The sequence below is a fragment of the Gemmobacter nanjingensis genome, assembly GCF_014652195.1.
Lineage (GTDB): Bacteria > Pseudomonadota > Alphaproteobacteria > Rhodobacterales > Rhodobacteraceae > Gemmobacter > Gemmobacter caeni.
The window spans coordinates 213,343-225,125 of sequence record NZ_BMYI01000006.1 but is presented as its reverse complement, the minus strand read 5'-3'; the positions used below and the strand labels follow the sequence as shown (position 1 = coordinate 225,125).

At 65.4% G+C, this 11,783-nt stretch carries 12 protein-coding genes; 7 read left to right on the top strand and 5 right to left on the bottom strand.

All coding sequences use genetic code 11. The annotated features are described in order from the left end of the window. Positions 1 to 488: 488 nt before the first annotated feature. Both nrdR and ribD read left to right on the top strand, forming a co-directional pair. On the top strand, positions 489 to 959 hold the full coding sequence (nrdR, locus tag IE126_RS12435; RefSeq protein ID WP_054302633.1) for a transcriptional regulator NrdR: 471 nt from the start codon (positions 489 to 491) through the stop codon (positions 957 to 959). 14 nt (positions 960 to 973) lie between these two features. Beyond that, positions 974 to 2,056: a bifunctional diaminohydroxyphosphoribosylaminopyrimidine deaminase/5-amino-6-(5-phosphoribosylamino)uracil reductase RibD gene (gene ribD / locus IE126_RS12430; protein ID WP_189381169.1), complete on the top strand. Its 1,083-nt coding sequence runs from the start codon at positions 974 to 976 to the stop codon at positions 2,054 to 2,056. A 3-nt stretch (positions 2,057 to 2,059) separates the two neighbouring features. Here the strand turns inward: ribD and IE126_RS12425 are convergent, their stop codons facing one another. After that, entirely contained in the window at positions 2,060 to 2,743 is a 684-nt protein-coding gene (locus IE126_RS12425; protein ID WP_189381160.1) for a DNA alkylation repair protein, read from the bottom strand. A gap of 122 nt (positions 2,744 to 2,865) precedes the next feature. Between IE126_RS12425 and IE126_RS12420 the strand changes: the two genes are divergently transcribed. After that, positions 2,866 to 3,282, top strand: a complete 417-nt coding sequence (locus IE126_RS12420; protein ID WP_189381159.1) for a hypothetical protein — start codon at positions 2,866 to 2,868, stop codon at positions 3,280 to 3,282. On the opposite strand, the gene IE126_RS12415 is transcribed toward IE126_RS12420, so the two are convergent. Genes IE126_RS12415 through glmU form a run of 3 tightly spaced genes read right to left on the bottom strand, consistent with a single transcriptional unit; the run spans position 3,279 to position 7,004 of the window. Next, positions 3,279 to 3,839 (bottom strand): pyridoxamine 5'-phosphate oxidase family protein, encoded by a 561-nt coding sequence (locus tag IE126_RS12415; RefSeq protein ID WP_308429976.1) that lies wholly within the window; start codon positions 3,837 to 3,839, stop codon positions 3,279 to 3,281. The genes IE126_RS12420 and IE126_RS12415 overlap by 4 nt on opposite strands. Further along, entirely contained in the window at positions 3,836 to 5,650 is a 1,815-nt protein-coding gene (glmS, locus tag IE126_RS12410; protein WP_189381158.1) for a glutamine--fructose-6-phosphate transaminase (isomerizing), read from the bottom strand. The genes IE126_RS12415 and glmS overlap by 4 nt, the downstream gene beginning before the upstream one ends. A 4-nt stretch (positions 5,651 to 5,654) precedes the next feature. Continuing rightward, positions 5,655 to 7,004 carry a bifunctional UDP-N-acetylglucosamine diphosphorylase/glucosamine-1-phosphate N-acetyltransferase GlmU gene (gene glmU / locus IE126_RS12405; RefSeq protein WP_189381157.1) on the bottom strand — a complete coding sequence of 450 codons (1,350 nt, stop codon included), beginning with the start codon at positions 7,002 to 7,004 and terminating at the stop codon, positions 5,655 to 5,657. Positions 7,005 to 7,109: 105 nt separating this feature from the next. Between glmU and IE126_RS12400 the strand changes: the two genes are divergently transcribed. Continuing rightward, a complete protein-coding gene (locus tag IE126_RS12400; RefSeq protein WP_189381156.1) occupies positions 7,110 to 7,772 on the top strand; it encodes an HAD-IA family hydrolase in 663 nt (220 codons plus the stop codon). 333 nt (positions 7,773 to 8,105) lie between these two features. Here IE126_RS12400 and IE126_RS12395 read toward each other — a convergent pair whose 3' ends face one another. Then, a complete protein-coding gene (locus IE126_RS12395) occupies positions 8,106 to 8,978 on the bottom strand; it encodes a glycosyltransferase family 2 protein (protein WP_054302639.1) in 873 nt (290 codons plus the stop codon). Positions 8,979 to 9,114: 136 nt separating this feature from the next. Here IE126_RS12395 and miaB point away from each other — a divergent pair, with 136 nt between their 5' ends. From miaB to IE126_RS12380, 3 genes are all read left to right on the top strand, one after another. Further along, positions 9,115 to 10,476 (top strand): tRNA (N6-isopentenyl adenosine(37)-C2)-methylthiotransferase MiaB, encoded by a 1,362-nt coding sequence (miaB, locus tag IE126_RS12390; protein WP_189381155.1) that lies wholly within the window; start codon positions 9,115 to 9,117, stop codon positions 10,474 to 10,476. Positions 10,477 to 10,654: 178 nt separating this feature from the next. Beyond that, positions 10,655 to 11,218 (top strand): OmpA family protein, encoded by a 564-nt coding sequence (locus tag IE126_RS12385; protein ID WP_229825443.1) that lies wholly within the window; start codon positions 10,655 to 10,657, stop codon positions 11,216 to 11,218. A gap of 5 nt (positions 11,219 to 11,223) precedes the next feature. Beyond that, positions 11,224 to 11,580 carry a hypothetical protein gene (locus IE126_RS12380; protein ID WP_145693653.1) on the top strand — a complete coding sequence of 119 codons (357 nt, stop codon included), beginning with the start codon at positions 11,224 to 11,226 and terminating at the stop codon, positions 11,578 to 11,580. The last annotated feature ends 203 nt before the right edge of the window (positions 11,581 to 11,783 follow it).

The window sequence follows — 11,783 nt, the reverse complement described above, 5'->3', positions numbered from 1 at the left end:
TGGGCATCACCGCCCCCGATGGCGCAAGCCTCGCGCAGATCTGGCTCAACCTCGCCACCCTCTGGCGCAGCACCGCCGCCGATCTGGAGGCCCTCCGCCTCACCACCATCGCCGCAATCGACGCCGCGACCACACTTGAGGAGGTCGGCGCGGCGATGGCAGGCCTGGCGATTTGAGGGCTGGCGTTAACCGGGGCTTTGCAGCACCCTTTGACGGTAGAGGCAAAAAATCGTTCTGCTGCAGGATTTGCTGTAAAACTCTGCAGCTTTTGCCGTCACGCTACATTTGCCGTCACGCTACAGTCACGCTACACACGCTGCACTCGCTGAGTCCGTTGCGCCACAGTCTGACGCATCAAGATGCAGTGTCGCAAAATTGCCTCTGGGCGAAGGCTGGGGTTCTGCGCTAGGGTCTGTGGATAACTGGGGCCCAAAGCCAAGGTGAACCCCGGATCACGAGGCAGAACAGACAGGACAAGGGGGACGGCCATGCGCTGCCCATTCTGCGGCAATATCGACACCCAGGTGAAGGACAGCCGCCCCGCCGAGGATCACGTCTCGATCCGGCGACGGCGCTTTTGCCCGGCTTGCGGCGGCCGCTTTACCACCTATGAACGTGTGCAGCTTCGCGACCTCGTGGTCATCAAGACCTCGGGCAAGCGCGAGGATTTCGACCGAGACAAGCTGGAGCGGTCCATTCGCATCGCCATGCAGAAGCGCCCCATCGACCCCGAACGCATCGACCAGATGATCTCGGGCATCGTGCGTCGGCTGGAAAGCATGGGCGAGACGGACATCTCGTCGCGCATCATCGGCGAGATCGTGATGGAAAGCCTCGCGCGGATCGATACGGTCGCCTATGTGCGGTTTGCCAGCGTTTACAAGAACTTCCAGGCCGCCGACGATTTCGACAAATTCGTCTCGGAACTGCGTCCCGCGCAGGAAAAGACCGAGGAGTGAGCGACGCGGCCTACATGCGATCCGCCCTCGCGCTGGCAGCGCGGGGACTGGGCAATACCTGGCCCAATCCGGCGGTGGGTTGTGTGATCGTGACCAACGGCCCCGGTGGGGGCCGTGTAGTGGGGCGCGGCTGGACCCAGCCGGGCGGCCGCCCCCACGCCGAACGCCGGGCACTGGATCAGGCAGGCGAGGCGGCGCGGGGCGCGACGGCCTATGTCACGCTGGAACCCTGTGCCCATCACGGCAAGACCCCCCCCTGTGCCGGGGCGCTGAACGCCGCTGGCGTGGCGCGCGTGGTGACGGCACTGACCGATCCCGATCCGCGTGTGGCGGGGCGGGGGCACGCCATGCTGCGCGCGGCGGGGATTGCGGTGACCGAAGGGGTTTGTGCGGCTGAGGCGCGCGCGCTTCAGGCCGGGTTCCTGAAACGGGTTGAACAGGGGCTGCCCTTCGTCACGCTGAAGCTCGCCACCACGCTGGACGGGCGTATCGCCACGGCCAGGGGTGAAAGCCGCTGGATCACCGGGGCAGAGGCGCGGCGTGCCGTCCATGCCATGCGGATGCGCCATGACGCGGTGATGGTGGGGTCCGGCACTGCGCGGGCCGACGATCCCGACCTGACGGTGCGCGACATGGGCGCCGTGCGGCAGCCGGTGCGACTTGTGATCGACAGCCGCCTGAGCCATAGCCCCGACAGTCGTCTTGGTCGCAGCGCGGGGCAAGTGCCGGTCTGGCTGATCCATACCGAGGCCGCGCCGGAGGCCGCGCGCGGTGCATGGGCCGCCACGGGGGCCGAGTTGATCGCGGTGCCCGAGGCCGACGGCCACGCCGATCTGCGCGCCGCGATGCAGGCGCTGGCCGCGCGCGGCCTGACCCGCATCTTTTGTGAGGGCGGCGCTGATCTGGCTGCCGCCATGATCCGTGCCGGTCTGGTGGACGAACTTGCGCATTTCGGTGCCGGGGCGCTGATCGGGGCCGAGGGGCGCGCGGCGCTTGGTCCGCTGGGCCTGACCGCACTGGCCGAAGCGCCACGCCTGCGGCGTATTGAAACCACCCCGGTTGGCGCCGATGTGCTGACCCGCTGGACGCTGGGCTGAGCCTTATCGGGGCAAATGCTTCGCCGCCTCTTTCCGGGCGAAGGCTTTCATCCCGGCGCCATGCTCGGTCAGAAACGCCTCGACCCGTCCCGCATCGTGTTTCGACAGGTCGCGCAGCCACCAGGCGATGGCCTTCTGGATGAACCAGTCGCCGTCCGGCACATAACCCGCCGCCCAGCCCAGTACACGCTCACGCGCCTCAAGCTCTGCCGGTTTGGGGAAGTTCAGCTTGGTCAGGGGCAGGGTGATGACCAGAGCCGCACGGCGCTGCCACATCAGCGGGCTTTGGGTCCAGCTTTCTACCGTGTCGAGCCGCGAAAGATCGGCCATCACCCGCTTTTCGCCCGCCTTGCAGGCGTGATCGGCAATCGCCCAGGCGTCAAACTCTGGCACCCAGCCACAGATCATGTCCCAGGCCGCGTCATCGGGTCGGATGCGCGCCTGCGTCAGCAGCTTCGCCGCCGCAACGCGCCCCTCATGCACATTGCTCCGCCACAGACCTTCGGCCAGCGCCAGCCGTTCCTCTGCCGTCACCTCCTCGCGCCAGGCCTTTGCCAGCGCGTCGATCTCGGGCACGGTCACGCCCAGATAATGCCGCGCGGCCTTGTGGTAGGCCGCCATCTCCGGCGCTTTTGCCGGGTCGGCGGCGGCTTCCAGTTGCGCAAGGGCGGTGGCGGTGTCGATCATCGGCGGCTCCTGTCTGGTCCTTCCGATCTAGCAGCCACGGCAGCGAAGGCCAGAGTTTTGTCGCGCCCCTTGACGGCAGGGCAGGGCGGGCGGATGCTTTGCCCGTAATGACGGAGGGTCCGATGCGCCACCTGCCCGCAGCTTCGCTTTGTCTTGCCCTTGCGGCCTGTGTGCCGCCCGAACCACCCGCCGATGGCGAGCGGATCGAGCTTTCCAGCGGCGGGGCATTTTCCGGCTCCACCCGCCTTGTGCTGACCCCGGATGACAGGGCGGTGACCGCGATTTCAGGCCCGTTCTCGGACAAGGGCACGCGCACGGTGAAGCAACTGCGTCCCGGTGCCTTCGCGTCAGCGCGGGATCACATCCTCGCCCATCCGATTCCGAAATCGCAGCTCAAGACCGGGATTTGCGAGGATTACGGCGCCGATAGCATCCTTTACACCGGGCCGGGCCGCGAAATCCGCTATGTCGCCACCTGTCCGAACCCGGCCATCGCAGCGCTGGACGGCCAGATCCGCGCGCTTCTGTCAGGCGGTTAATCCTCGCCCAGATTGGCGCCGATACCGGTGGGCAAACCGTCGATGGATTTACGGTTCTTTTCATCCCAATAGGCGGCCAGACCGGCCTCGCCCTTCTGTTCGGCCCAGTTGCGCAGCACCGGGCGCTCGCGCGGGGCTTCCATGAAGGGCACGGCAAAACCGCAGGAGGTTTGCACCATCTCCACCGCCATGTCGAACACCTGCCGCGCGCCGGGTACATCCGGCAGTTCAGCCGCCAGCGCGGGCCAGTCGGCATCGCCGCGATGCACCACCCGCGCCGTGCCGTAGGCGCGCAGGATCAGCGGCCGGGTGCCGAAGCTGCACCACATCACCGTCATACGCGGGTCCAGCGGCAGATGCGCCGCCGTCTCGTTCCCCGAGCCGGTAACATTGAGCCAGAGCAGGCGGTTCGCCCCGGTCACCCGCAGCGAATCCATCCCCTTGGGGCTGAGGTTCAGCCGCGCGCCCGGTGCGCTTGTCGCCACGAAAAACAGCGGCTGTTCCGCGATGAAGGCGCGGTGATCCTCGGTGAAGCCGTCGAACTGCTTTGCCATCATTCCACCGTTACGGATTTTGCCAGATTTCTGGGCTGGTCGACGTCAGTGCCTTTTGCGATTGCGGTGTGGTATGCGAGGAGCTGGGCGGGGATGGCGTAGAGGATGGGGGCGAGGAGGTCGGGGACGCGGGGCAGGGTGAGGCAGCGCCAGCAATCTGCGCCGGCTTCGGCGATACCGGGCTGGTCGGAGAGCAGCAGCACCCGGCCATGGCGGGCCATGACTTCCTGCATGTTCGACACGGTCTTTTCGAACAGCGCATCGCGGGGGGCCAGCACCAGCACCGGGACGCTGGCGTCGATCAGCGCGATGGGGCCGTGTTTCAGCTCGCCGCTGGCATAGCCCTCGGCATGGATATAGCTGATTTCCTTCAGCTTCAGCGCGCCTTCCAGCGCCAGCGGATACATCGCCCCCCGGCCGAGGAACAGCACGTCCTGCGCCTTGGCCAGCTCTTCCGCCAGCCCCTCGATCTCGGGCGCCAGCGCGAGGGCCGCGTTCATCAGCCCCGGCAGCAGCCGCAGATCCGCCAGGCGGGTGGCCAGCTGCGCGGCATCGAGACGCCCGCGATCCTGTGCGGCCTTCAGCGCCAGGGTCAACAGCACCGTCAGCTGGCAGGTGAAGGCCTTGGTCGAGGCGACCCCGACCTCGACCCCGGCCATGATCGGCAGCGTCACGTCGCATTCCCGCGCGATGGAGGAGGTGGTGACATTCACCACCGCCAGCGTCCGCGCCACCTTGTCCTGCACATGGCGCAGCGCCGCCAGCGTATCGGCGGTTTCGCCCGACTGGCTGACGAAGACCGCCCAGCCGCGGTCCGACAAAGGCGGCTCGCGATAGCGGAACTCGGATGCGATATCGATGTCGCAGGGCAGGCCCGCGAGGCTTTCGAACCAGTATTTCGCCACATGGCAGGCGTAATGCGCGGTGCCGCAGGCGACCAGCGTCAGCCGGTCCACGCCGGTGAAATCCACCCCGGCGGGCAGGTTCAGCCCGTCCTCGCGCAGGTAATGGCGCAGCGCATCGGCCAGCACCACCGGCTGTTCGGCGATTTCCTTGGCCATGAAATGCTTGTAGCCCGCCTTCTCGATCCGGGTCGCATCCACCTGGATGCGCGCCATGGCGCGGTTGGCGCGGCGGTTCCCGGCGTCGAAGATCTCGGCCCCCGTGCGGGTGATCACCGCCCAGTCGCCTTCTTCCAGATAGGTGATGCGGTCGGTCATCGGTGCCAGGGCAATGGCATCCGAACCCACGAACATCTCGCCATCGCCGTGCCCGATGGCCAGCGGCGAGCCCTTGCGGGCGCAGATCATCAGATCCTCCTCGCCTTCGAACAGGAAGCACAGGGCAAAGGCGCCGTGCAGGCGCGGCAGAAGCCGGGCAGTGGCCTCGGCCGGGGTGCCGCCCTGCGCCAGCTCGTGCCGCATCAGCAGGGCCACCGTCTCGGTATCGGTCTCGGATTCGAAGCTGTAGCCCGCCGCCGTCAGCTCGGCCCGCAATTCGCGGAAATTCTCGATGATCCCGTTATGCACCACCGCCACATTGCCGGCGCGATGCGGATGGGCATTGGCCACCGTCGCCGCGCCATGGGTGGCCCAGCGGGTATGGCCGATGCCGGCCTTGCCCGCCAGCGGCTCATGCACCAGCAGGTCCGACAGGTTCACCAGCTTGCCCACGGCGCGGCGGCGGTCCAGCCGGCCCTCGTTCACCGTGGCGATCCCGGCGCTGTCATAGCCGCGGTATTCCAGCCGTTTCAGCGCCTCGACCAGCAACGGAGCAACCTCGTGGCTGCCCAGAACGCCAACGATTCCACACATGCGATCAATCCTTGTTCTGCGCGGCCTTGAGCGCGCGGAGGGTCTCGAACAGTTTCTGGGCCAGCCCGGGCTTCACCACCTGACGCGCGCGTCCCAGCGCCACCGCGCCTGCCGGCACATCTGCCGTGATGACAGAGCCCGAGCCGGTCAGCGCCCCGTCCCCCACCGTGACCGGCGCCACCAGCATGGTGTCGGACCCGATGAAGGCACGCTTGCCGATGCGGGTGCGATGCTTCATCACCCCGTCGTAATTGCAGGTCACCGTGCCCGCGCCGATATTGGTGCCTTCGCCCACATCGGCATCGCCCAGATAGGTCAGGTGACCGACCTTCACGCCTTCTTCCAGAATGGCATTCTTGATCTCGACGAAATTGCCGACATGCACATCCTCGGCCAGCTCGGCGCCAGGGCGCAGCCGCGCGAACGGCCCGACATCGGCGCCACGGCTGACATGGCAGCCTTCCAGATGGCAGAAGGCCCTGATCTCGGCGCCGCTTTCAATGGTGACACCGGGGCCGAAGACCACATTCGGCCCGATGATCGCGTCGCGCCCCACCACGGTATCCAGCGCGAAGAACACCGTTTCCGGCGCGGTCAGCGTCACGCCGTTTTCCAGCGCTTCGGCGCGGGCACGGGCCTGAAAGGCGGCCTCTGCCTCGGCCAGCTGGGCGCGGGTGTTGACGCCCAGCGTCTCCGCCTCGTCACAGGTGACAACCCCGGCAGAGAGCCCGCGCCGGCGGGCCAGTTCCACCACATCGGTCAGGTAATATTCGCCTGCCGCATTGTCATTGCCCAGCGTGCCGACCAGATCAAGGAGCAGCGCGGTATCGGCGCAGATCACGCCGGAATTGCACAGCGTGATCGCGCGCTGCGCCTCGGTCGCATCCTTGAACTCGACGATCCGCTCCAGCGCCTCGCCCTGCGCGATCAGCCGGCCATAGCGCCCCGGATCGCGCGCCTCGAAACCCAGCACCACCACGGCATGCCGCGCGCGCGCCTCCAGCATCGCCTCCAGCGTTTCGGGACGGATGAAGGGCGTGTCGCCATACAGAACCACGCAATCGCCCGATACACCCGCAAGGGCAGGAGCCGCCTGCGCCACCGCATGCCCGGTGCCCAGCTGCTCGGCCTGCACCACGATCCCGCAAGCCTCGTCCCAGGCCCGCGCCGCCTTCGAGACCGCCTCCGCCCCGTGCCCGGCAACCACCACCACACGCTCCGGCGACAGCGCCGCACCCGCCTGCATCGCATGATGCAACAACGGCGCACCCGCAACACGGTGCAGCACCTTCGGCAGATCCGAATTCATCCGAGTGCCTTGCCCCGCGGCAAGAATGACGAGAGAGACAGGCATGAGACCTCTTTCCTTGGCGATGCGCCCGTTTTAACCCGATGGCCGGGGCGCGCAAGCCATGCGCCTTCACACATCCTTTCGACAGGTTTCAGGAGAGGCAGGCAGATGAAAACGGTGGTCTTCGATCTGGATGGTACGCTGGCCGATACCTCCGCCGATCTGGTGGCGGCGGCGAATGCCTGCTTTCGCGGCCTTGGTCACGGGGATCTGCTGGACCCGATGGCCGATGCGCTGACCGCGTTCCACGGCGGGCGGGCGATGCTGCGGCTGGGATTTTCCCGCATCGGGGGCGTGGATGAGGCGGCGGTGGATGCGCAATACCCGGTGCTTCTTGCGGCCTATGCCGAGGGGATCGACACCCACACCCGGCTTTATCCCGGTGCTGCCGAGGCGGTGGAGGCGCTGCGCGCCGCCGGTTACGCCACCGCGATCTGCACCAACAAGCCCGAAGGCCTGGCCGAGACGCTGATGACCCGGCTCGGGGTGCGGGGCCTGTTCGGCAGCCTGATCGGCGCCGATACGCTGCCTGTGCGCAAACCTGATCCCGCACCCTATCTGGCTGCCGTGCGCGGCGCGGGCGGCGATCCCGGGCGGTCAATCCTCATCGGCGACACCGAAACCGACCGCAAGACCGCCACCGCCGCCGGTGTGCCCTGCGTTCTGGTCAGCTTCGGCCCCGAAGGACCGGCCATCGCGCGGCTGGCCCCGGAGGCGATGCTGGATCGTTACGCCGATCTGCCCGCGCTGGCGGCCTGGCTGCTGGGATGACAGGTGGCACGCCGCCAGATCATTTCAGAAGACTGGCCTTGCATCAGCGGCTTGTCGCTTTGAACGCGTCGGGCAACTGCTGCGCCTTGCGCTACCGCCCCCGCTTTCGCAGGCCGCTGAAATAGTCGACCGCCCGGAACGCTGTTCTTTTTCAGGCTGGTTCACGGCGTGGCGGGCCCAGGCACCCGCCGCAGACGGGCTGGGGGCAAACGCGGTGACTCGCAGTTTCGGCAATTTTCCGCAGTCGGACGGCCAGCCTTGAATGGTGAATGCGGCCCGAAACCCGTCAATCGCGGCGAGTTTGGCGGCAGGTGACAGGTCAGAGGCGCCGTTTCAGAACCACTGGCCCGGTTCCATCAGCCCCAGATCCATCAGTTGCTGGCTGTGCCACTGGAACTCAGTCGAGTTGCGCCAGCGGAAATCGTGGATCGAGAAGCGTGAGCCGGGGTTGGTTTTCAGCGCTTTTGCAGTTCGGAACGAACAGATTGCGGCGGTCAGGTTGTGGTGCCACGGGCAGGCGTAAGTGTTGTATTCCTCGTCATTGAACGTGAAATCCCAGCGCAGTTTCAGGCCGGGCCGCGAGCGGAACAGCGAGACGCGGTCGATCTTGCGCTTGGTCCAGGTTACATATTCCTCGAACCTCCAGCGCAGGCCGCCGAAGAAATCCAGCTGCCGTTCCTTGGTCTCCCAGTTCTTGTCGGGATCTTTGCGTCCCAGCGCGTAATAGCCTGAACGGTCCAGATGCGCATCCTCCAGCGAGACCGCATTGGGATAGCGGTTCAGATCGCCGGCATAGAGGTCGATCACATAGGTCAGCAGCGTGTCGCGCCGCTCTTCCGTCTGGAAGGTCAGCAGGTCGCGGACAGTGCGGCTTTCGCAGAACGGGAAGAACAGGTATTCGGCATTGAAGCAGTAATACAGCCAGGTTCCGGCCGGTGCGGCATCGTTGATCGCATTGACGGTTTCGGGCACCGCATCATCGGCATGGACATCGTGGTCGATGCGGTGAATGCGGTTTTCCAGATCCTCCGACAGAGGCATTTCTTCATGCGCGAACAGCAGAACCTGCCGGAAACCGCTGTTCAGATGGTGCCGCAACGTGCTGTCCAGCTCGACGGTATCTTCGGCGAAGATCAGCGCCACCGGCCCCTTGGCCAGCACCTTGTCGCCGGTCGATCTGAATTCCGCCAGACTGCCATAGCGCATTCCGTCACACTTTCCGCTGTCACTGCAAACTGTCGGCAGATTCTGCGAAGACCGCCGCCTTTGCAAGCCTTTGCCCCTTTGTTGCGTGGCAGGGCAGATTTCGTTAGAAGAACCGCCTAGCCGAAGGGGGCCGCCCATGACCGAACAGCCGACCGAGATTTCCGCCACTGCCACCGTCGAAGGGGCGGAGGCGCCGAAGAAGCTGTTCATCAAGACCTATGGCTGCCAGATGAACGTCTATGACAGCGAGCGCATGGCCGAGGCGCTGGGCGCCAAGGGCTATGTGACGACCGAGGTGGCGGAAGAGGCGGATATGGTGTTGCTGAACACCTGCCACATCCGCGAAAAGGCGGCGGAAAAGGTTTATTCCGACCTCGGGCGGCTGCGTCCGCTGAAACAGGCGAAACCCGATCTGAAGATCGGTGTGGCGGGCTGTGTGGCGCAGGCCGAGGGCGAGGAGATCCTGAAGCGGATGCCGCTGGTCGATCTGGTGGTCGGGCCCCAAAGCTATCACCGCCTGCCCGAGATGGTCGAGGCGAAGGGCAAGGTTGTCGATACCGATTTCCCCGAAGAGGACAAGTTCGACCACCTGCCGCAGCGCAAGGCGCTGCGCGGGCCGACGGCGTTCCTGACCGTGCAGGAAGGCTGTGACAAATTCTGTGCCTTCTGCGTGGTGCCCTATACGCGTGGCGCCGAGGTCAGCCGCCCGGCGGCGCGTCTTCTGGCCGAAGCGCGCGATCTGGTCTCGCGCGGGGTGCGCGAAATCACCCTGCTGGGGCAGAACGTCAACGGCTATCACGGTGCGGGCGAGGGTGGCACCTGGGGGCTTGGCCGTCTTCTGCGCGAGATGGCGGCAATCGACGGGCTGGACCGGCTGCGCTATACCACCAGCCACCCCAATGACATGGATGACGACCTGATCGCCGCCCATGCCGAGGTGCCCCAACTGATGCCTTACCTGCATCTGCCGGTGCAATCGGGCAGCGACCGCATCCTCAAGGCGATGAACCGCAAGCATACCGCCGAGCAATATCTGCGGCTGATCGAGCGTATCCGGGCTGCGCGTCCCGACATTCTGCTGAGTTCGGATTTCATCGTGGGCTTCCCCGGCGAAACCGATACGGATTTTGAGGCGACGATGGATCTGATCCGCGCGGTCGGCTTTGGCGCGGCGTTCAGCTTCAAATATTCCGCCCGTCCCGGCACGCCCGCAGCGGAGAAGCCGGAGCTTCCGGCCGAGGTCTCTGATGCCCGGCTTCAGGCGCTTCAGGCGCTGATCACCGAACAGCAGCGCGCGGCGCAGAAGGCCATGGTGGGCCGCGAGGTGGGCGTGCTTTATGAAAAGCCGGGCCGTCTGCCGGGGCAGATGGTGGGCAAGTCCGACCACCTGCATGCGGTGCATGTGGCTGATTCCCTTGGCAAGCCCGGACAACTGGTACGGGTGCGCATCACCGGCTCTGCGCCCAACTCGCTGGCGGGGGAGCCTCTGCGCGACTGACCGGCGGTTTCCGCAGCGGCACCAATATCACGATTCGTTCCGGCTTGACGCGTGCCACGCAACAATTGGTGTGCCATCATCCCGGCACACCATATATTTTGCTTTACATAAGAATAGAGTAACGGCATTTCTGGCTTAATACTAAAGAAAGTCTTGTGTGAATTAGGGGAGCTGCGACGTGGAACCGATTTCCAAAGCAGTGCGGATGATCATTGGGGGAGTTGCACTCGCCGTCGGACTGGCCGGGGCTGCCCAGGCGCAACAGGCGCCCGAGATTGCCGGCAAGATCCAGTGGGGCGTGTGGGTCGATGACGATGGTTGCATGCACTGGTGGGCCGATGGCGGCCTTGAAGGCTACATGCTGGACCGGGTGAACCCGAAGACCGGCAAACCCGTCTGTCTGAAGCGCAATACCTGTATGGTGCAGAACACCGACACGCTGTTCGCGACCGACAGCGCCAAGCTGACCGCCTCGGGCCGCAGCTATCTGCAACAGTTCTTCCAGCAGGCCGGGGCCTTCGGCTATGCGGTCTATGGCCATACCGACAGCCGCGCCTCGGATGAATACAATATCAAGCTGTCGCAGCGCCGCGCCAAGGCCGTGGCCGATGTGGCCCGTTCGGTCGGGGCCATGGTGGAGCGCGAGATCGGGTTCGGCGAACGCCAGCCCATCGCGTCGAACAGCACGGCGGCGGGCATGCAGAAGAACCGCCGCGTCGAAGTCGTTTGCTATCGGTGGTGATCAGGATGACCAAAGTTTTCGTTCCGGGCTTCGCCCTTCTTGCCATCACCACGCTGGCTGGCTGTGTCGATGGCCTCACCCCCTATCGGCAAAGCCCCGATACGGTGATCGCCACCAATCAGGATCGCGGTCGCGACAATATTCCGCTGGCACCGGGGGGCGGGGCGATTGCCTATGATCCCGACGGCTGTCAGGGCTGGATCATCGACGATGGCGTCGAAGGCTATTCGGGCCGCCGCTTCGATCCGGTTTCGGGCCTGCCGATCTGCAACAATCACTATCCGCCAGGCACCGTGCTGCGCAATTACCAGACCAAGGATGCAGGTCTGCGCGACTATGTGCCCTACGCTGGCCGTAACTGACCAGCCTGCGCCAGGATATGAATATGGAAGGGCCGCGCGATGTCGCGGCCCTTTCCTTTTGCCGGATGCCACATTTTTTATCGCAGGACATACAAGCCCTAGCGGTGGTGTGGCGGAAATGTGCAACATCTGCAATTTCGGCCGCCGGTGGTGAAAGTTTGAACAGCTTTGTCTTGTTTCCTTAACCTTCGAGGCGCAGATTC